Origin of the sequence: Pseudarthrobacter sp. CCNWLW207 (assembly GCF_037203945.1) — a bacterium.
Lineage (GTDB): Bacteria > Actinomycetota > Actinomycetes > Actinomycetales > Micrococcaceae > Arthrobacter.
The window spans coordinates 15,185-32,688 of sequence record NZ_JBBCBS010000005.1; the positions used below are offsets into that span (position 1 = coordinate 15,185).

At 65.5% G+C, this 17,504-nt stretch carries 23 protein-coding genes; 13 read left to right on the forward strand and 10 right to left on the reverse strand.

Annotation, left to right across the window (positions count from 1 at the left end; genetic code table 11):
* From V9L17_RS09765 to V9L17_RS09775, 3 genes are read right to left on the reverse strand one after another with little or no spacing between them, the layout of a single operon-like run.
* On the reverse strand, positions 1-360 hold the full coding sequence (locus V9L17_RS09765) for a hypothetical protein (RefSeq protein WP_337351276.1): 360 nt from the start codon (positions 358-360) through the stop codon (positions 1-3).
* Between the two features lie 58 nt (positions 361-418).
* Complete coding sequence (locus tag V9L17_RS09770; RefSeq protein ID WP_337351277.1) at positions 419-907, reverse strand: HAD domain-containing protein; 489 nt, start codon at positions 905-907, stop codon at positions 419-421.
* A gap of 37 nt (positions 908-944) precedes the next feature.
* The gene (locus V9L17_RS09775) at positions 945-1,148 is read right to left on the reverse strand and encodes a hypothetical protein (RefSeq protein WP_337351278.1); all 204 of its coding nucleotides are present in this window, start codon (positions 1,146-1,148) and stop codon (positions 945-947) included.
* Positions 1,149-1,282: 134 nt separating this feature from the next.
* On the opposite strand from V9L17_RS09775, the gene arfB reads away from it, so the two are divergent.
* On the forward strand, positions 1,283-1,705 hold the full coding sequence (gene arfB / locus V9L17_RS09780; protein WP_337347222.1) for an alternative ribosome rescue aminoacyl-tRNA hydrolase ArfB: 423 nt from the start codon (positions 1,283-1,285) through the stop codon (positions 1,703-1,705).
* A 30-nt stretch (positions 1,706-1,735) separates the two neighbouring features.
* Here arfB and V9L17_RS09785 read toward each other — a convergent pair whose 3' ends face one another.
* The 3 genes from V9L17_RS09785 to V9L17_RS09795 all read right to left on the reverse strand — a co-directional run bounded on the left by V9L17_RS09785 (position 1,736) and on the right by V9L17_RS09795 (position 4,435).
* Entirely contained in the window at positions 1,736-2,149 is a 414-nt protein-coding gene (locus V9L17_RS09785; RefSeq protein WP_337351530.1) for a hypothetical protein, read from the reverse strand.
* Positions 2,146-2,694, reverse strand: a complete 549-nt coding sequence (locus V9L17_RS09790; RefSeq protein ID WP_337347220.1) for an SRPBCC family protein — start codon at positions 2,692-2,694, stop codon at positions 2,146-2,148. Before V9L17_RS09790 ends, V9L17_RS09785 begins: the two co-directional genes overlap by 4 nt.
* 91 nt (positions 2,695-2,785) lie before the next feature.
* Positions 2,786-4,435: a helix-turn-helix transcriptional regulator gene (locus V9L17_RS09795; protein ID WP_337351279.1), complete on the reverse strand. Its 1,650-nt coding sequence runs from the start codon at positions 4,433-4,435 to the stop codon at positions 2,786-2,788.
* A gap of 438 nt (positions 4,436-4,873) precedes the next feature.
* Between V9L17_RS09795 and bioB the strand changes: the two genes are divergently transcribed.
* The 6 genes from bioB to V9L17_RS09825 are packed head-to-tail and all read left to right on the forward strand — an operon-like array spanning position 4,874 to position 10,652.
* Positions 4,874-5,899, forward strand: coding sequence for a biotin synthase BioB (bioB, locus tag V9L17_RS09800; RefSeq protein ID WP_337347217.1), 1,026 nt, complete (start codon positions 4,874-4,876; stop codon positions 5,897-5,899).
* The gene (gene bsaP / locus V9L17_RS09805) at positions 5,896-6,153 is read left to right on the forward strand and encodes a biotin synthase auxiliary protein BsaP (protein WP_337351280.1); all 258 of its coding nucleotides are present in this window, start codon (positions 5,896-5,898) and stop codon (positions 6,151-6,153) included. Before bioB ends, bsaP begins: the two co-directional genes overlap by 4 nt.
* Positions 6,150-7,526, forward strand: a complete 1,377-nt coding sequence (locus V9L17_RS09810; RefSeq protein ID WP_337351281.1) for an adenosylmethionine--8-amino-7-oxononanoate transaminase — start codon at positions 6,150-6,152, stop codon at positions 7,524-7,526. The genes bsaP and V9L17_RS09810 overlap by 4 nt, the downstream gene beginning before the upstream one ends.
* A gap of 8 nt (positions 7,527-7,534) precedes the next feature.
* On the forward strand, positions 7,535-8,737 hold the full coding sequence (locus V9L17_RS09815; RefSeq protein ID WP_443198029.1) for an 8-amino-7-oxononanoate synthase: 1,203 nt from the start codon (positions 7,535-7,537) through the stop codon (positions 8,735-8,737).
* A complete protein-coding gene (gene bioD, locus V9L17_RS09820) occupies positions 8,734-9,411 on the forward strand; it encodes a dethiobiotin synthase (RefSeq protein ID WP_337351283.1) in 678 nt (225 codons plus the stop codon). The genes V9L17_RS09815 and bioD overlap by 4 nt, the downstream gene beginning before the upstream one ends.
* Positions 9,408-10,652, forward strand: a complete 1,245-nt coding sequence (locus tag V9L17_RS09825) for a cytochrome P450 (protein ID WP_337351284.1) — start codon at positions 9,408-9,410, stop codon at positions 10,650-10,652. Before bioD ends, V9L17_RS09825 begins: the two co-directional genes overlap by 4 nt.
* A gap of 54 nt (positions 10,653-10,706) precedes the next feature.
* On the opposite strand, the gene V9L17_RS09830 is transcribed toward V9L17_RS09825, so the two are convergent.
* A complete protein-coding gene (locus V9L17_RS09830; protein ID WP_337351285.1) occupies positions 10,707-11,342 on the reverse strand; it encodes a dihydrofolate reductase family protein in 636 nt (211 codons plus the stop codon).
* 244 nt (positions 11,343-11,586) lie between these two features.
* Here V9L17_RS09830 and V9L17_RS09835 point away from each other — a divergent pair, with 244 nt between their 5' ends.
* Entirely contained in the window at positions 11,587-11,988 is a 402-nt protein-coding gene (locus V9L17_RS09835; protein WP_337347210.1) for a RidA family protein, read from the forward strand.
* Positions 11,989-12,056: 68 nt separating this feature from the next.
* Here V9L17_RS09835 and V9L17_RS09840 read toward each other — a convergent pair whose 3' ends face one another.
* Positions 12,057-12,353, reverse strand: a complete 297-nt coding sequence (locus V9L17_RS09840) for a hypothetical protein (protein WP_337351286.1) — start codon at positions 12,351-12,353, stop codon at positions 12,057-12,059.
* A 367-nt stretch (positions 12,354-12,720) separates the two neighbouring features.
* Between V9L17_RS09840 and V9L17_RS09845 the strand changes: the two genes are divergently transcribed.
* Positions 12,721-12,936 (forward strand): hypothetical protein, encoded by a 216-nt coding sequence (locus V9L17_RS09845; RefSeq protein ID WP_337347208.1) that lies wholly within the window; start codon positions 12,721-12,723, stop codon positions 12,934-12,936.
* Positions 12,937-12,998: 62 nt separating this feature from the next.
* Here the strand turns inward: V9L17_RS09845 and V9L17_RS09850 are convergent, their stop codons facing one another.
* Both V9L17_RS09850 and V9L17_RS09855 read right to left on the reverse strand, forming a co-directional pair.
* Positions 12,999-13,385 (reverse strand): response regulator transcription factor, encoded by a 387-nt coding sequence (locus tag V9L17_RS09850; RefSeq protein WP_337347207.1) that lies wholly within the window; start codon positions 13,383-13,385, stop codon positions 12,999-13,001.
* Between the two features lie 254 nt (positions 13,386-13,639).
* Positions 13,640-14,044, reverse strand: coding sequence for a VOC family protein (locus tag V9L17_RS09855; RefSeq protein ID WP_337351287.1), 405 nt, complete (start codon positions 14,042-14,044; stop codon positions 13,640-13,642).
* A 140-nt stretch (positions 14,045-14,184) separates the two neighbouring features.
* Here V9L17_RS09855 and V9L17_RS09860 point away from each other — a divergent pair, with 140 nt between their 5' ends.
* The 4 genes from V9L17_RS09860 (at position 14,185) to V9L17_RS09875 (ending at position 17,481) form a co-directional block, all read left to right on the forward strand.
* Positions 14,185-15,456 carry a serine/threonine-protein kinase gene (locus V9L17_RS09860; RefSeq protein WP_337351288.1) on the forward strand — a complete coding sequence of 424 codons (1,272 nt, stop codon included), beginning with the start codon at positions 14,185-14,187 and terminating at the stop codon, positions 15,454-15,456.
* A complete protein-coding gene (locus V9L17_RS09865; RefSeq protein WP_337351289.1) occupies positions 15,453-16,022 on the forward strand; it encodes a hypothetical protein in 570 nt (189 codons plus the stop codon). The genes V9L17_RS09860 and V9L17_RS09865 overlap by 4 nt, the downstream gene beginning before the upstream one ends.
* Positions 16,023-16,131: 109 nt before the next feature.
* A complete protein-coding gene (locus V9L17_RS09870) occupies positions 16,132-16,419 on the forward strand; it encodes a hypothetical protein (RefSeq protein ID WP_337347203.1) in 288 nt (95 codons plus the stop codon).
* A 360-nt stretch (positions 16,420-16,779) separates the two neighbouring features.
* Positions 16,780-17,481 carry a peptidoglycan-binding protein gene (locus V9L17_RS09875; RefSeq protein WP_337347202.1) on the forward strand — a complete coding sequence of 234 codons (702 nt, stop codon included), beginning with the start codon at positions 16,780-16,782 and terminating at the stop codon, positions 17,479-17,481.
* The last annotated feature ends 23 nt before the right edge of the window (positions 17,482-17,504 follow it).

The window sequence follows — 17,504 nt, forward strand, 5'->3', positions numbered from 1 at the left end:
CTACGGTCCTTGCTCCTGTTCGCCTGCCTGGGATGCCTGCTTGTCCTCCGGTTCGGGGACGACCTGATTGGCAATCAGGTCCACGCGGTCGGCGGCGGTCAGCCGCTCATCGTTCTGTATGGCTGCTACATCCCCACCGTTGACCTCCGGAGCACCGGAACTCCCCGTTTCCGTACCCGGCTTGGCCGTCTCCTCATGGTGTTCGGCCTTATGGCGTGCCTCATCGAGGTGATGCTCCAGCTTCTCCTCCGCGTCCCGCCGGCGCTGTCCGACAGTCCGTATCTGCTGCGTGGTTGGAGCCGCATGCGCGTGCTGGTGCGGGCCAAGATCATGCGGCTGTTCTGGGTATTTATCACTCATAAAGGCATCGTCCCACCGGACGCGCGCCGCGGGAAGAGGCCCTCTGGGCCCGGGCGGATCAATCGTCCGGACTGTCATTCGTTAACACCTCGACAGCGACGACGTGCACTTCCGACAGCCCCTGCGCCGGAGCCGGCTTCTCCAGCAGGACCGGCTGGTGATGGTTGTGGGCCCATTCCCGGGCGTCGGACCCCAGCACGTCATCGATCCACACCACGGCGTCCCAGTCTGCTTCGCCGAGGAGTTCCTTTGTGGCCAACCACCGGCGCACCGACCGGAGCTTCGGCGTCGGCTCTTCGATGTCCTCGGCACGCATGGACACCGTCACCCGCAAGGGTTCCTCCTCCAGCTGCAGCTGCGACTCCAAGCTGGCCGTTGAGTCTGCCGGCCACGTTGAAACCCACGCGATCCGTCCGCACCGGGCAAGCCTTCTGACGAGGGAAACGGTGCCATCCGACAGCTCCAACTCCGTCGGATCCCCTTCCGTGCCAGGGCGGGCCACAGGGTTGAGCACGCCATCAACGTCGAGGAGGATAATCGGCTTCACAGATGCGGCCAGGAACTAATCGCAGCGGTTTCCGCAACTAACCGGCGGGCGCAACGACGTCCTCCAGCATCGACCTGTCAAAGAAACGGATCTCGCCCGTCGCCTCGAAGAAGACCGGGACTACTGATGTGCTGGGGTCCTTGGAGGTTTCGTAGATATCAGGCGCACTTCCATGTTTCCGGGCAATTGTTCCAACCAGGTCGGTACCGCGAACCCGGACAGTTCGGTATTTGTAGCTCATGGTGACCCCTTCGTCGACTAGGGCAAACCCTACTCCTGGAGTTGTACTCCTGGGACCTTGCGACCCAGCCGGGACCCCGGTGTTGCCGCCCGAAAGGAGTCTTCACCGTGCCCATGTTGTGCAACGCTTGGTACATGGATCTGGAAGTGTCGCCCGCGCTCACGATACCCGCCTCGGAACTCGGCTGGCGGTTTTCGAGGTCGTCCGGACCTGGCGGACAACACGTCAACACCTCGGACAGCCGCGTGGAGCTTTTCTGGAACGTCTGCACCTCGTCGGCGCTGTCGGACGTCCAACGAGTGAGGCTGCTGACGCGTCTCGAACCGCGTCTCATCGCCGGGGTGATCACTTTGACCGCCTCCGAGCAGCGCTCCCAGCTCCGCAATCGCGAGATCGCCCTAGCCAAGCTCGCCGGCCTGGTGGCAGAGGGTATTGCTCCCGAAGCGGCCCGCCGCCGGGCGACCAAACCCACGCGGGGCTCGAACCGCCGTCGTCTTGCCGCAAAGCAACAGCGTGCGGCGACGAAACAGCAAAGGAAGCGTCCGCCCGCCGAGTAGCTCAGTCGCCACGGGTGTCCATTCGGATAGTCAGCTCGCCTCGGATTGCAGGTTCTGCGCTACCACTGCCAGCGTACGGGCGAGCTCGTCGGTCGGGCTGAACTCCACCAATTCCGTACCTGGAGCAAGCTCATCGGTATGGCCAGGAGCCGTGTAGTAGGCCTCACCCGCTTCGACGATCTCGTCTCCCGCGGGCGTGTGCATGATGAGCCTGCCCTTGACGACATACCCCCAGTGGTGGCTCTGGCACAGGTCATCCGGCAAGCCTTGGTAGAACGGCGTGAAATCGCCTCCCTCCTCGAATTTTTCGAATGCGATCGTGTATCCGTCGGCTTCCCGATAGCGGCCCTCATAGCCGGTCATGCGCTCCACCCGTGCGGTCTCGTCGTCTTTTGATAGCTTTGCCATCGTCTTGTTCCTTTTCTTGTCTTCTGCGCGGGTCACGCCCGTGCTGTGGATTCCGCCGCCGCGATCAGCCGCTGCAGCCCTGCCCTGCTTGCCCGCGCCCACTCACGCGCGGCGAGTGACCGCAAGACGGGAGTTCCAAACATCGCCAGCATGCCGGGCAGGGCGGTCGCCCGGACCAGGCGGCAGGTGTAAGTCACGTCGCTCTGGTTTCCGTCCGGACGTATTTCATACCGGTGCACCAGGAGCCAGTCCGCTGGCGTCCCGTTTTTCTTGGACTCCAATGCCGACTCCGTGACCCGCTCGAACGTTGATGGTCGAATGGCTTCTGTGACCACTGAGGAGTCCCGCATCCGGCATATGGAGTCCTCGGCCGTGGACGTGAACTCCGTCCCGGCCGTGGCCTGCCCCGGTGGGGCATCCATGGACAAGAGCGTTGAAGCCTCGGCGCCTCCCCACCCGGGATGGCCTGCCAAATCAGCGAGGACATCGAAAACCGTATGTGCTGGGGCGGCGCTGTGTTCACGGACGGTCACGGCAACCTCGCGATTAAGGACGTTGGCTGCTGTTCTTTGCTGCTTCATTTCCGCACCTCCTAGGGCAATATTCTGCGGACACCCCAAGAATGCGTTGCGGCCGGATGAAAAGGATGGGGGGCATCCCCCATTTGCGGTCCTATTCCGCGAGGGAGTGCCGCAGCGCGAAGGCGGCCGCTTCGCCACGGCTGCGAAGCTGCAGCTTGGCCAGGATGCTGCTCACGTGGTGCTCGGCTGTTTTGGCGCTGATAAAAAGGCGCTCCGCGATTTCGGCGTTGGTCATGGCCTCTGCGAGCAGGGCGAGTACTTCACGTTCCCGCCGCGACAGCAGGCCCAGTGCCTTCGGTCCCGTGCGGGCAGGGCCGCCCAGGGATCGAAGGAGCGCAGCCGCCTTGTCGGCCAAACCGTTAGCGCCGGCGCCGTCGAACACTGCCAGTGCCACCCCGGCCTCGTGCACAGCCACTTCACGGTCCGACTCGCGCAAGGCTTCGGCTAGTGCGAGCCGTGCCCGCGCAGCCTCAAGCGGCATGGTCAACTCGCCGAAGATCGCGATCGCTGAGTCGAACCGTTCGTGCGCCAAGTCGGTGTTACCGACGGCGGCCGCGACGCGACCACCTGTCAGGAGGGACGACGCGATGGCGCGGGGCCAGCGTGTCGCGGAAGCAATCCTGTCCAGGCGTTCTGCGGTCGCCACGGCTTGGCTCGGGACGTGTTGAGCAAGTTCGACCTCGGCAAGCAGCGCGAGCAGTGGAACGGTAAGCAAGCCCTCGCCGACCTGATGGATCCGGCGGTGCAGCAGCGCCGCAGCCACGGCTGTGTCACCAGCCGCGAGACGAACCGCCGCCGTCGCCCGCAACGCGTCGGTGCGGTCTTCAAAGCCCGCGAGCAAGCGGCTTGCTTCCTCCACGCGGCCCTGCAGCAGCCGCAGCTCCGCAAGCTTTGCTGCCGGGTGCACGCATCGGGCACGGTGACCGCCCTGTTCCAGCTCGCGGAGCGTCTTGCTGAGCCAGTCCTCGGCACTGGCGATATCGCCGGAGGCGAGGAAGATCTCCGCGCAGCACGTGCCACAAAATTCCAGGAGCGCGGGGTGCCCCGTACTTTGCATAAAGCGCAGGAGGATCTTGTTCCACTGGCCCAGGCGGGAGGTGTCGCAGGCCTCTTCGCTGGCCCGTGTAACCATGCAGCAGATATCGCCGAAAACTATCTTGTCGCGAAGTTCGCCCGCCGTAACCACCACCATTGCCTCATCAACCAGCGTCATCCCCTCCGGCACGTCGCCAGCGGCGATGGTCCCGAGGCCCAGGAGCGCCAGGGCTGTTGCTTCAAGATCCGGATCTTTGCAGCTCCGCGCAACTTCCAGCGCGGTCCGGGCGTCGTCGCGCGCCGTTGCCGGGTCAGTGCGCAACAGCCCGCGAGTCACAGCCAGCCACCCGCGGTCGACGCCGTTCGGGAGGCCGGCTGCGATGCCCTCGGCACGCGCAAGCCAGCCGCGGCTGACCGGCTCGTTGCCCAGCGACTCTGCATATTCCCGCGCCAACCACAGTGCTGAGCGGAATGCCCTCGCGTCCTGGCCGAAACGACGAAAGCCGGCGTAAGCCGCCGTGCGCGCGGCCACAGCCTGGTCCACGTTCCGAAGCCACCACAAAGCGGTTGCCAGTCCGTCGTGGGCCTCTGGCTGGTCATGGACCGCCAGCACGGAGTCGAATACGGCTGCGGCCGCTGCCCATTCGGCAGACGCAAGGAGGCTTTCGCCTTCTCTAAGGCGTTCAGACACCGCGGCGTCGACCATGAATCCATTCTGCTCCCGCGAGTGCCGCCCTCATAGCGTCCGGGTCCCTGTCGCCCGTGTTAAGCCGGCGATAAACTGGCTTCGAAGTCGTCGGTGCAGTGCAGTCCTTTGACGGCGCGGCCGTCCAGCTTGAGCGCGGTACCCCGTTGGAACCTGACGCCGTCATCTGCGCCGCCGCTCCGTCTGCTCAGGGTTTCCTGCCCTTGAGCGACCTGCGCTGTGGACGGCCGTTGCCACCCCCGAAGGGCTAACGCAATGGCGAGTCTACGAGGACACTCCGCAGGCGCGAGTCGCGCGCGCCCTCCTGAGTAAAGCAGTACCCGGTCCGTCCAACGTCGGCTTCACCACCTTGTCGAAACCCAACAAAATCTCGCCTGCAACCGGGAACTACCGTCAGATCACAAGAAATATCCGCACCTAAGCACCCTAGGACGATCAATGACGATGCAGCCAGACCTCCAGGCCAAGCCCGGCACCATCCTCGAAACCGCCCGCACGCAGGTCCTTGACCAGGGTATCGGCCTCTCCGAAAACCAGCTCCTGGAAATCCTCCGGCTGCCGGACAGCGACTTGCCCGCCGCCCTGCAACTGGCGCACGAAGTGCGGCTCAAACACTGCGGCGAAGACGTCGAAGTCGAGGGCATCATCTCCATCAAGACCGGCGGCTGCCCCGAGGACTGCCACTTCTGCAGCCAGTCCGGCCTCTTCGACTCCCCCGTCCGCGGCGTCTGGCTCGACATCCCCGAACTCGTGAAGGCCGCCAAGGAAACCGCCGCCACGGGAGCCACCGAATTCTGCATCGTCGCGGCTGTCCGCGGACCCGACATCAAGCTCATGAACCAGATCAAGTTCGCCATCGACCGAATCAACGAAGCAGTGGATATCAACATCGCCTGCTCCCTCGGCATGCTCACCCAGCGGCAGGTGGACCAGCTCGCCAGCTGGGGCGTGCACCGCTACAACCACAACCTCGAGACCGCCCGCAGCTACTTCCCAGAGGTCGTCACCACCCACAGTTACGAGGAACGCCTGGACACCTGCAACATGGTCAAGGACGCCGGCATGGAGCTCTGCTGCGGAGCGCTGATCGGCATGGGCGAAACAGTGGAGCAGCGGGCAGAACTCGCAGCCCAACTGGCGGCACTGGAACCCCACGAAGTGCCACTGAACTTCCTCAACCCCCGGCCCGGCACTCCCTTGGAAAACCAAGGCATCATGGACGGCAAGGACGCCCTCCGCGCCATCGCCGCGTTCCGCCTCGCCATGCCCCGCACCGTGCTCCGCTACGCCGGTGGCCGGGAACTGACCCTCGGCGACCTCGGAACCCGCGAAGGCCTCATGGGCGGCATCAACGCCGTCATCGTGGGCAACTACCTCACCACCCTGGGCCGGCCGGCTACCGCGGACCTGAACCTCCTGGTCGAGCTGAACATGCCCATCAAGGAACTCCAGAAGACGCTATGAACCGGGTTTCGCTCCCCCACGCTTCCACCGCCGCCGACGCAGTGGGCCCAACCACGGCTGCGTTCTGCGGTCACTGCGGCGAGCCGTCCGACGGCGGCACCGGCCCGGCGTCGGACGTTCACCACCCTTGCCGCGAACGGCTCGCCATGGAGCCGCCGCGGTACTGCGCCGCCTGCCGGCGCCGCATGAAGGTCCAGGTCACTCCGCTGGGCTGGTCCGCCGAGTGCTCCCGCCATGGGGTGCTCGCACCATGATCGATGAGGCGCAGCCGGGCCTGATCCAGCGGGACCGTGCGCGGTTGTGGCATCCGTATGCGCCCGCCTCGCCGGGCCTTCCGCTGTGGGAAGTGGAGGCGGCCGACGGCGTGCGGCTGCGGATTCGGGGCGAGGACGGCACGCGCCACGAGGTGGTGGATGCGATGTCTTCGTGGTGGTCGGTCATCCATGGTTACCGCAATCCAGTGTTGGATGCGGCGGCAGAGCGGCAGTTGGACAGCTTCAGCCATGTGATGTTCGGCGGCCTCACGCACGCCCCGGCGGTTGAACTGGCCGAGCGGTTGGTGGAGATGGCGCCGTCCGCACCTGGACGGCCGGGGCTGGAGCGGGTGTTCCTGGCCGACTCGGGTTCGGTGGCCGTCGAGGTTGCGCTGAAGGTGGCCGTACAGTTCCAGACCGCCTCCGGGCACCCCCGGAGGCAGCGTTTCCTCAGCATCCGTGGCGGGTACCATGGCGATACCTTCGCGGCGATGGGTGTCTGCGATCCCGTTGACGGCATGCACTCCGCCTTCCCGGGCCTGCTGGCCGCCAACGTCTTTGCACCCCGACCGCCGGCGGCTTCTTCGGCGACACCGGAGACCGTGCGGGTTTGGGCGTCCGAACTCGCGGACATTGCGGCCGCGCATGCCGGGGAGTTGGCCGCGATTATCGTCGAACCGGTCCTCCAGGGTGCCGGCGGGATGCACGCGTACCCGGCCGAATGCCTGACGGTGCTGCGACAGGTGGCGGACCGGCATGGGCTGCTGCTCATCTTCGACGAGATCGCCACCGGTTTTGGCCGTACCGGCGAACTGTTCGCGGCTGATCATGGTGGCGTTGTGCCGGACATCATGTGCGTGGGCAAAGCCCTCACCGGCGGGTACCTGACCCTGGCCGCCATGCTTTGCACGGGGGAAATTGCGTCGACGGTATCCGGCGGCAAGGTCGGGGCGCTGCTTCACGGCCCCACGTTCATGGGCAACCCGCTGGCGTGCGCAGTGGCCAACGCCAGCCTCGGCATCATCGACGGCGGCGGCTGGCGGGCCGACGTCGCACGGATCCGTGCAGGCTTGGAAGCGGGGCTCGCCCCTGCAGTTGACCTTGAGTCCGTCCGTGATGTCCGCACCATCGGCGCCGTCGGCGTCATCGAACTGCACGACGCCGTCGACGTCACGGCGGTCACTGCCGCCGCCATCCGGCACGGGGTCTGGCTCCGGCCGTTCCGCAACCTCGTCTACACGATGCCACCGTATATCAGCGCCGCGGCCGATATTGGGCAGATTACCGCGGGGATGACGGCCGCCATCGCCGAAGTCCATGAGCGTATCCCGGCACGGAAGTACGTCCCTACAGGATTGGGTGGTCGGGGATGACCGGATCGATGACCCAGTGGCTTGAGCGGCAGGCCGCAGTCCGGGACCGCCGGGGCCTTGTCCGCCGCCCACTCGCCCGTGGCGCGGACGAACGGTTCACCGACCTGGCCAGCAACGACTATCTGGGCCTCTCGGCCGACCCTCGGGTGGCTGCTGCTGCGGCGGCGGCCGCATCTCTGTGGGGCGCTGGGGCCACGTCCTCACGCCTCGTCGCCGGCACCACCAGGCTGCACTTGGACCTGGAGCAGGAACTGGCCGGGCTGGCGGGAATGGAGACGGCGCTGGTGTTCTCCTCCGGCTATCTCGCCAACATCGGGGTCATCACTGCGCTCGGCGGCCCCGGGACCCTGATCGTCGCTGATGAACACTGTCACGCCTCGATGATCGACGGCTTCCGGCTTAGCCGCTCCCGCACCGAAACGTTCGCCCACAACAGCGTGGAGGAAACCGGGCGCCTGCTGGCCGACCGGAATGAACCGCGCGCTCTCATCGCCGTCGAATCCGTTTACAGTGTCCTGGGCGACGAAGCCCCGCTTCCTGCCCTGCTGGCCTTGGCAGAACAGTACGACGCCATGCTGCTTATCGACGAGGCGCACAGCCTCGGCGTCACCGGGACCGGTAACTTCCAGGGCCACGGCTCTGTGGCCGGAACTTTCCTGGCCGGACATCCGAACGTGGTGGTGACGGCGACGCTGTCCAAAGCCTTGGGGAGCCAGGGCGGGGCTGTCCTGGGATCCGGACTGCTGCGCGAGCACCTCGTCAACAGGGCCCGGAGCTTCATCTTCGACACTGGCCTGGCGCCCACCTCTGCGGCGGCAGCCCTCGCCGCGGTACGGATCATTCGGGACGAGCCCTGGCGGGCCGGAGCTGTTCACCGCAACGCAGCGGCGCTGGCCGCTGGCCTCGCCCCGGCCCTCGAGGCCCGCCGCACGGCTGACGTCGTGCCCGTCGTCGGCCGTCCCGTCATCGGCCATCCCGTCGTCGAACAAACAGCAGGGGCGGTCCAATCTGTCGCCATGCCGTCCGCCGAATCGGCCTTGGCGGCTGCCGCTGCCGCGCGCACCGCCGGCGTCCGGATCGGCTGCTTCCGTCCCCCATCCGTCCCGGATGGGATTTCACGGCTGCGGCTCACTGCCCGCGCCACCCTTACCCTCGAGGAAATCGAAGACGGCTGCGCAGTGCTGCGCGGCATTTTGGAGGAGCATCAATGAGTTTGCCTGGCATCATCCTGGTCACTGGAACCGACACCGGCGTTGGCAAAACCATTACGACGGCGGCCCTCGCCGCCGTCCTCCGCGGAGCAGGGCGCAGCGTTGCGGTGTACAAACCGTGCCAATCAGGCGCCGCCGAGGGCGATTCCGACGCCGCCGAAGTCGTCCGGCTCGCCGGCGCCGTGACTGCTGAGACGGGAGTGGTACTGCAGCCACCGCTGGCACCCGTGGCCGCAGCCGCCGTCGACGGGACGCCGCTCCCACGAGTGGCTGCGCACGCCGAGCGGGTCCGCGAGCTGGCAACGTCGCACGACCACGTCCTGGTTGAGGGCGCGGGCGGCCTGCTGGTGGAGCTGGATTCCGACGGCGGCACCCTGGCGGAGCTCGGGTCAATCCTGGCCGCGGCATTCGTACTGGTCGCCCGGCCGTCCCTCGGCACGCTGAACCACACTGCCCTGACACTCGAGGCGCTGGCCGCGCGGGATCTTCTGGTCCTGGGCGTGGTACTCGGAAGCTGGCCACACACGCCGGATGTTGTGCACTTCAGCAACCGGCAGGTGTTCGGATCGCTGCGTGTGCCCTTGCTGGGCGCCCTCCCGGAGCACGCCTCTGACCTGTCCCCTGCGGATTTCCGTACCGGGGCAGCTGCCTGGCTTAACGGACTGCCCGCATGAACCCCGCGTTGATGGGCCAGAAACCCGCGGAGGGTCTGGTAGACAGCCCGGGACCGCAGGGCGTCCCAGGGGTGGTCGACGGCGTTGCCGGGGCCCGCTGCCCGTACCTCGTGGTGCGTGACCCGGACGCGGTCCGTGACGTGTTGCACCGGCCTGGCGACTTCAGCCCAGGGAACGCACTCGTCGCGGTCACGCCCCTCGCAGGGCCTGCCCTGCGCGTGCTGCAGGGGGTGCGCTTTGCGCTGCCTCCCGTTTTGGCCAGCAACGATACCGACACGCACGCCGGAATCCGCAAGGTCGTGGCGGGATTCTTTACTCCAGCTACCGTTGGGGCCTTCGAGCCGCGGATCCGTGAACTGGCCCGCGAAGCTGCACGGAACGCCGCGGGCGGGCTCGAATCTTCCGGCCACGTGGACCTCGTGCAGGCAGTTGCGGCGTTTCCGCCTGCCGTCGTGATGCTCGAACTTCTCGGGCTTCCCGTTCGGGATCTTGTTGACCTCAAGCGCTGGGGCCTGGATTCCATGGAGCTGTTCTGGGGCTGGCCCGATGAGGACCGGCAACTGGAACTGGCCCGCAGCGCCGCCGATTTCTACGTCTGGCTCCGGCAGCTCGCAGCGGAATCCAAGAAGGCCCCTGGGCGCAACCTGTTCAAATCCCTGGCCGAACACGGGCTGTCCACACCTGAAATCTGCTCGCTGGGCTACTTCCTGCTGATCGCCGGACAGGAAACAACCACGCAGCTGATCAGCACCACGCTGTTCCGCCTCCTGGAGGGGTCTGGGCCCGTGGGCTGGAAAGACGCTGCCACCGAAGCGGGTTCCAGGACCATGGTCCAGCACGTGCTGGCCACCGAGTCGTCCGTGCCGACCTGGCGCCGCGTGGCAGCCCACGATACACAGCTTGGTGGCGGCCTGATCCCTGCCGGTGCGGAAATTCTCCTCGAACTAAGTGGAAATCACATCACCGCTCCGGGCGGAGCCGAGCGTCTGTCCATGTCTTCGAAGGAGGCCATGTCTTCGAAGGAGGCCCAGCGCGGTAGAACTACAGGCCCTGGCCTGGTCTTCGGCTCCGGCATCCACCGCTGCCTCGGGGCCAAGCTGGCGGAACTGGAAGCTGCTGTCATTGTTCAGGAGGCCGCCACTGCACTGCCGGAAGTGCAGTTGCGGGTGGACCAGCCCGACTGGATCAGGCTCCTGTCCTTTCAGGCTCCCCGGACTGTCACCGTGGCAAACCGCGGGTGAGCCATTGCGGCGGGCGGGCTGGACAATAAACTGAGCCGCTGCCCACGGTTTGACTCAGGCCAGACTGCTGCCAGGTGGGCCGCTGAGCACCGTAGGGATGTATTCGAGCAACTGGAGCCTGCCATCGAAGATCCTGCTATCCACCATCTCGAGCGATACGTCCGGATAGCCGTCGTAGATCCGCTCTTGCCCGGTGCGGCCTGTGATGACCGGGAAGATGACGAGCCGGAATCTGTCCACCAGGCCAGCCGTCAGCAGCGAACGACAGAGGCTGAGGCTGCCGAGGGTGCTCAGGGATCCAGTCCTGGTCCTTTTCATCTCCCTCACGGCCTCCACCGCGTCCTCGGTGACCAGCTCCGAGTTCGGCCACGTCAGGGGCGCCTGCAGCGTCGAGGAGAAGACGACTTTGGGGACGGCGGCAAGGCCGGTGAGGCTGGCACCCTCATTTTCGGAGAATCCCGAGCCCTCAGCCGCGGCTTCCTCAGACATGCTGGACATGAGCCGGTACGTGTTGGCCCCGAGAAGGAAGGTGTAGTTCTTCTCCCCTTCCTGCTCCAGCCAAGCCAGGTACTCCGGCCCCTCCAAACCCCACCAGCCGGGCCATCCCTCGGCTGAGGCATACCCGTCAAGGGAGATGATCAGGTCAATCATCAATGTCGCTGATGACGTTTCCGCAGTTTGCTCGCCCATGGCCGTCTCCTGAATCTGGTCGACGTCGCTGTCTGCCCGGGACGCTCAGTCCATGACCGGCGCCACGCTGCAGAGGTGCGCCGTCGGCGCCCGTGCCGGCAATGCTAGCCCCGGGGCGAACAGGAGTTCAAGGGGGCAGGACTGAGGGAAAGTGGCGCCTTTGATCTTCGTGGCGTTCACCATCCCAGGCCATCGCCAAAAGATGGGCGTGCCCTCAATCTGAAGTCAGTGGGAACATACAGGCATGGCATCCATACAGCGCATCCGTCCCCAGGGGCTCGTCTCGAGCCCGGCCTTCAGCCACGTCGCCATCGTGCCGCCCGGCGCGACCACCATCTACGTCGGCGGTCAGAACGCGGTCGACGTCGACGGCTCGCTCGTCGGCAGGGGCGACGTGGCGGCGCAGTCCGCCCGCGCCCTCGAGAACGCGAGAACCGCCCTCGCCGCGGCCGGCGCGACCCTCGCCGACGTTGTGCACTGGACGGTGCTCTTCGTCGACGGCGCCGACCTCGCGGCGGGGTATGGGGCGATCGCGTCGGAGCTGGCGTCCGATGAACCTGCCCTGGTTACAGCAGCACGAGTGGCCGGGCTGGGTGTGCCCGGCGCCCTCGTCGAGATCAGTGCGGTGGCCGCCGTGCTGCGATGAAGGTCCGGAGCGCTTGAGATGCTTGAGCGCAGCCTCTGAAGGCCATCATCCAAGGTCAGGAACCAGCGTTACGCCGGAGTGCTCGGCTCAACATGACGTGCTTCCTGATGGTTCTCGTCGTACCTTTCTTCACGCGGCTCGTCGAACGGGGACCCACCAGGAAGGCCTCCTTCCGCCAGGCCTCGAATAAGCACATGCCGCAGCGATGGCTGGCTGTCAGCACCGGCAGCGAAGGCGGTGACTGAGGCGGTGTTCGTCACCATGGTGTTTGCGATCTGGTCCACCCCTGCAGCACCAGCCGCCGCCATCAGAACGACCGCCACGGCCGCCAGCGCAGGAACAACGGTCTTCTTCCAAAGCCTCATAACCCGATCATGATGCCGCAGGTTGAGAACAGATCCAGAAACATCTTTGGAGACGCTATGAATTTCCTCCGCACAAATGTTCGCCCATAACCGAATGGCATGCGGCAGGCCCGCTCCCTTTTGTTCACCCGGTCCGCGAAAGATTCATCATGCTTTATGTTGCGCCCAGGGCCACTGATCATTCAGACTGACTACAGATCCGCAGGAGTTCTTCCGCCGATCCACACAGCCGGCCCTCGCCGACCACCGCCCCATCAGAGCATGCCGGGCACCCCTTTCGAATCACAGCCCTTCAGCCTCCAAGGGGCGTTCCCGCCCCGAAACAAGCCCGAGGCACCGGCATCTCTCCCCTGAGAAAGAGACCACAATGATCCAGCGCCACTCTGACCTCGTCCTGGAAATCACCGGCTACGATCCCCACACCATAGAAAATGACCTCAATACCGCCGTAGAGATCGCGCGCGAGCACGCCATGCAGCAAGGACTTTACGGAATACTGGTCACCCAGCACGGCTACACCAGATACACAGTGGCAGTCAGCCGCGACGTCCCCTTCGGTCAAACACTCGAATACCGCGAATAAACGCCTCCGACGATGTTCCCCACCTCATCCGGCGGCCCGAAACGCCTTCACGAAGAGTTGGGCTACTCCGGTGTCTGCATAGAGCTGGGGGCCGGGCAGAGGCCATTGACCGCGTCCCGAAGTTCACCAGGATGGAAAGGTTTGATGAGGTACGCGGAAGCTCCCGCAGCCATGCCGTTGAATTGGTCGGCTGCTGAGGCCCGTGCCGTGATCATCAGCAGTGGGGCGGCGCTCAGTTCCCGGACGTTTTTGGCTATTTGAAGCCCGTCCAGGTCAGGCAGGCCCAGATCCAGGGTAATGAGTGCCGGGTCAAGGCCCCGAAGCTGATGCAGCGCGGCAGAAGCTGTTCGCACGGCGCGGACTTCAAACCCAACACGTTTGAGGACGACGCCGATCAGGCCGGCGATATCCTCGTCATCCTCGATGACAAGGCAGATTCCCCTCGACATGGCGCCCCCCGGCTCGTGTATGGCATCAGCATAGCGATCCTGGGCCTACTCCACCTAGGACGGCCAGCTATTTAACCGTGCGACCCCGGCCAACGGATGCAATCCGGGTACGGCAGAGGCGCACGCGCGGCAGTTGACTGTCCTGCCTGTCGGGCCGAAACTTTGGGGACCAACGAACCCGAAGTCCGGGACTACATTCCACTTCTTGTCGAACGGGCCGAGAGACTTCGCCTGTCCCGTCCCGGCCAGCTTCGTTAGCGCGTACCCAAGTTCAGGTGTGCGTCCCTGATACCAGGGGGTGTCATGCCCTGCAAGACCCAGCGGTTGCCGTCCGGGTCACCGAAGTAGGCAAATTGCACTCCGCCCATGTCGTGGATTTCACTGATGTCTGCGCCCCGCCCCAGGAGCTCCGCGCGAACTGAGCCGATGTCGGGGACAACGAGCTGTAGCCCCTCCAGGCTGCCAGGCACCATACTCGTCATTCCGGTACCTATGACGATCGACGTAGCGGATCCTGGAGGTGTCAGCTGAACGACCCTCATCCCAGGGATGTGCTCAACATCGTGGTCGAGGACAAATCCCAGCTTTTCCGTGTAGAAGGACTTGGACGCGTCAACATCCGCGACCGGTACTTGCACAACCTCAAGGCGCATCTCCATGTGCCCCACAGTACCTCCATGGCCTCGGGACACTGGGGGTCACGTCCGTCATACCTCAGCACTCCGTGGTTCCACAGAATAAAGTAAGTTGCCTTATGATTTGGAGTGTAGTGTGCCGTGGGGCGCCGGGAGGAACGAATATGGTGGCGGAATCGCCCAGCTCCATCAGGACTGAAGTCGTCGGCGGCCGTTACCGCCTCGGTGATGTGATCGGCCGTGGCGGGATGTCGTCCGTGTACTGCGCGCGGGACGAGAACCTGGGCCGCGACGTTGCACTGAAACTCTTCGCGCCGCAGGCCCCGGATGCGGACGAACTCAAACGCCAGGAAGCTGAAATCAGGCTGCTGGCCACCCTGAACCATCCCAGCCTTGTAACGCTGTTCGATGCCGGCATCGACACGCGCATCCCGGATGAGCCACGGCCGTTCCTGACCATGGAACTCGTCGAAGGACAGGACCTGCGCAGCCGCATCCGGCACAGCTCTGTTCCACTGGACGAGCTGGCCGTTATTGGAGCCGGAATCGCTGACGCCCTGGCCTACGTCCACGGCCTCGGCATCATCCATCGGGACATCAAGCCAGGAAACATCCTCCTGGTGCAGACCCGGCCAGGGGAACCACTCAGGGCAAAGGTCACCGACTTTGGCATCGCAAGAATTGCCGACAGCACACGCCTGACTGCCACCGGAGCCATGGTGGGCACCGCAGCCTACCTCAGCCCTGAACAGGCCATGGGATCGCCGCTCAGCCCGGCCACCGACGTGTACTCGCTGGGACTGGTGCTGCTCGAATGCGTCAAGCAGACAATGGAGTTCCCGGGCAGCGCGGTGGAATCCGCTGTGGCCAGGCTGCACCGCCCGCCAGGCATTCCCGAGGATCTGCCGGCCGAGTGGACCGACCTGATCCGTTCAATGACCGCGATCGAGCCTCTGGACCGCCCCACAGCAGCTGACATCGAGACCGCGCTCCGGCAGGCCCTCATCTCCCCGACATCCACCCCCGGTCAGCTTGCACCGGAAACCACTCGAGTGCTGCCCGCCATGCCATTCAGGGCACCCGCCATCACTGCGGAGCCACGCTCGCCAAATTCACGACCGGCCGATTCCGGTACCGACGATACTGGCCAGGTGGGCCCGCTCTCCGCCGGCGTCGGGTGGTCGGGGTTGGTGCCTGGTGAAGATCAGCCCGGCGGCCCGTTAAGGACGCGCAGGGCTGCGCGCTCCACCCGCCCCACGCGCAAAGGCCGGCTCTGGGCGGCGGCCAGCCTGGTCGTTATTGCACTGGCGGGCGGCGCCGGGGCACTCACGGCGGCCCAGACCCCGGACTCAACGTCCGGCGTCGTTCCTTACCCTGCGGTTACTGGCACGCTGGGTGACCACCTCCTGGAACTGCAAAAGAGTGTGGAACCGTGACCCGGTTTCATGCCGCCATTCGGCGGCCCGGTACACGGGGAACCGGTACACGGGGAGCCGGTACACGGGGAGCCGGCTTCGCCGCGGCCCTGATGATGCTGGCGGCGTCCATGGCAGGCTGCGCCCCGGCCGATACCGGCCTGCAGCCGGACACGGCCCGGCACTTTCAGGAACTGGTGCTGGGCGTAAGCCAGGCAGCGGCAGCGAATGATCACCCTGCTGCGCTCACAGCCTTGGAGAGCCTGGAAGCGGACGTAGCGTCGGCGGCGGGCAGCGGCCAGGTTTCGGAGGAACGGCGCCGGGCCATCATGACCAGTATCACCGCTGTCAGGACCGACCTCACCACCGCCATCCAAGCGGCCGCCGAGGCTGCCGCGAAAGCACGCGAGCACGAAGCAGCCGCTGCCGCAGCAGCAGAAGCGGAGAAGGCAAGGGCCGAAGCAGAAGCGGCGGCGAAGGCAGCCCAGGAACAGGTATCGGTGGTCCCGCCGCCGGCCCCTGTACCTGCGCCTGCTCCCGAGCCGGCAAGAGGCAGCGAGGGTAAAGGCAAAAATAAGAACGGCTAGCCCGGAGGAACAAACGAGCGAGGCGCCGTTGGAAGGCCGTGCGGGGTGCAGACCAAGCGCGGAAGCTTAGTTGCTAAGTGTACTTACGGAATCGGATCTAGACTTGATCATGGACACGATCCCGGCGGTTTTCCTCGTTATTGGGGCAGCATTCGTCTGGCTGGGCCTGACGGCGATCGCGATGCTCCGGCTACGGCGGCGCAGAAGTGGCTCGACGCTGGTACGTTCCGCTACCGCCCCCGCAGACCAAGCCCCCGGCCGCCCCGACCGGCCAATGCGCCGACGCCATGCGATCCCGGACCGGAACGCCGGAGTTCCCGTGAGACGGCGCAGGCTGAAGGTCAGGAAGGTCCGTCGGGAAAGGCCCTCGTCCGGCAAACGGCCGTCGTCGCTGTAAGAGAGTCACCGGGTCGGGGAAGAGCGGCCAACGCCCACAGCCCCGGCCATACGCGCTACGCGCCACGCTCGAGGGGGCACATTTCTGACCCTTCACGCAAGGCTCGGCTGGCTCCACAAGATGTAATCCACCGCGGCGGGACCGGTCATGCCCAGGCCCGGCCCGATATGACGGCCGGCCTCGACTCGACGCTGATTGTGCGGAACAGGCTCCATCTGCAGGTCGGCCCTGTCCCGTACTCACCGTCGGGGGATATACCAAAATATGATCATCATGCTTACTATTGACTGGCATTAGGCACATCGGTGTAGGAACTGCTCACTGGGGGCAGCGGCGACCGTGCCGGAACTGGAGTTTCGCATGAGCACTGAACAGGGAATGACTCCGCTGACCAACGAAGAATTGCAGGCACAGGGCGGCACGGCGCTCCCCGACAAGGAAGTAGCTTCCGTGCTGGACCTCAACGCCGATCTTGACTTGGGCATCAACGCTGCGGCCCCCATCGACCTCGCCGTCGCGGCCAACGCCAACGTAGCAGCCCCGATCGACGCGGCAGCGTCCGCGAACATCCTCTCCTACGGATCCGAGGCCCAGGCCCTAGCGGACCAGGGAGTGATCATCGAACAGGGCATCACTGCCGATGCCACAGCAGACTCCACGCAGGACAGCAGCATTGACCAGGGCGCAGATACAGAGGCCGGTGACGCCGGAACTGCGGACAGCGGGACCGCACCGGACGGAACCGCAGGCGGTGACCTTCTCCCGGATGGCACACTCCCCGACGTGGGTGCCTTGCCGGTGGATCCGGCTGCCGCGCTGGACGGGGACCTGCTGAACGTCAACGTTGACCTGGCGGCGCAGGCAGACATTGCGGCCCCGATCAACGGCGCCGTGGCTGCCAACGCGAACGTCGCCGCGCCGATCGACGCCGCCGTTGCCGCCAACATCGGTTCCATCGACAGTGACGCTTTCGCAGTGGCCCAGCAGGACGCCATCATCAGCCAGCACATCGACGGTGAAGCAACCGCGTCTGCCGACCAGCAGTCAGACCTGAGGCAGTAGAGTCCGCACACTACCTCCGAGAA

Bases quoted from the DNA above. Each gene is read 5' to 3' on its own strand.
- V9L17_RS09765 (WP_337351276.1), bottom strand. From the start codon at position 360: ATGAGTGATAAATACCCAGAACAGCCGCATGATCTTGGCCCGCACCAG.
- V9L17_RS09775 (WP_337351278.1), bottom strand. From the start codon at position 1,148: ATGAGCTACAAATACCGAACTGTCCGGGTTCGCGGTACCGACCTGGTT.
- arfB (WP_337347222.1), top strand. From the start codon at position 1,283: ATGGATCTGGAAGTGTCGCCCGCGCTCACGATACCCGCCTCGGAACTC.
- V9L17_RS09790 (WP_337347220.1), bottom strand. From the start codon at position 2,694: ATGAAGCAGCAAAGAACAGCAGCCAACGTCCTTAATCGCGAGGTTGCC.
- V9L17_RS09795 (WP_337351279.1), bottom strand. From the start codon at position 4,435: ATGGTCGACGCCGCGGTGTCTGAACGCCTTAGAGAAGGCGAAAGCCTC.
- bioB (WP_337347217.1), top strand. From the start codon at position 4,874: ATGACGATGCAGCCAGACCTCCAGGCCAAGCCCGGCACCATCCTCGAA.
- bsaP (WP_337351280.1), top strand. From the start codon at position 5,896: ATGAACCGGGTTTCGCTCCCCCACGCTTCCACCGCCGCCGACGCAGTG.
- V9L17_RS09810 (WP_337351281.1), top strand. From the start codon at position 6,150: ATGATCGATGAGGCGCAGCCGGGCCTGATCCAGCGGGACCGTGCGCGG.
- V9L17_RS09815 (WP_443198029.1), top strand. From the start codon at position 7,535: ATGACCCAGTGGCTTGAGCGGCAGGCCGCAGTCCGGGACCGCCGGGGC.
- bioD (WP_337351283.1), top strand. From the start codon at position 8,734: ATGAGTTTGCCTGGCATCATCCTGGTCACTGGAACCGACACCGGCGTT.
- V9L17_RS09825 (WP_337351284.1), top strand. From the start codon at position 9,408: ATGAACCCCGCGTTGATGGGCCAGAAACCCGCGGAGGGTCTGGTAGAC.
- V9L17_RS09830 (WP_337351285.1), bottom strand. From the start codon at position 11,342: ATGGGCGAGCAAACTGCGGAAACGTCATCAGCGACATTGATGATTGAC.
- V9L17_RS09835 (WP_337347210.1), top strand. From the start codon at position 11,587: ATGGCATCCATACAGCGCATCCGTCCCCAGGGGCTCGTCTCGAGCCCG.
- V9L17_RS09840 (WP_337351286.1), bottom strand. From the start codon at position 12,353: ATGAGGCTTTGGAAGAAGACCGTTGTTCCTGCGCTGGCGGCCGTGGCG.
- V9L17_RS09845 (WP_337347208.1), top strand. From the start codon at position 12,721: ATGATCCAGCGCCACTCTGACCTCGTCCTGGAAATCACCGGCTACGAT.
- V9L17_RS09850 (WP_337347207.1), bottom strand. From the start codon at position 13,385: ATGTCGAGGGGAATCTGCCTTGTCATCGAGGATGACGAGGATATCGCC.
- V9L17_RS09855 (WP_337351287.1), bottom strand. From the start codon at position 14,044: ATGGAGATGCGCCTTGAGGTTGTGCAAGTACCGGTCGCGGATGTTGAC.
- V9L17_RS09860 (WP_337351288.1), top strand. From the start codon at position 14,185: ATGGTGGCGGAATCGCCCAGCTCCATCAGGACTGAAGTCGTCGGCGGC.
- V9L17_RS09870 (WP_337347203.1), top strand. From the start codon at position 16,132: ATGGACACGATCCCGGCGGTTTTCCTCGTTATTGGGGCAGCATTCGTC.
- V9L17_RS09875 (WP_337347202.1), top strand. From the start codon at position 16,780: ATGAGCACTGAACAGGGAATGACTCCGCTGACCAACGAAGAATTGCAG.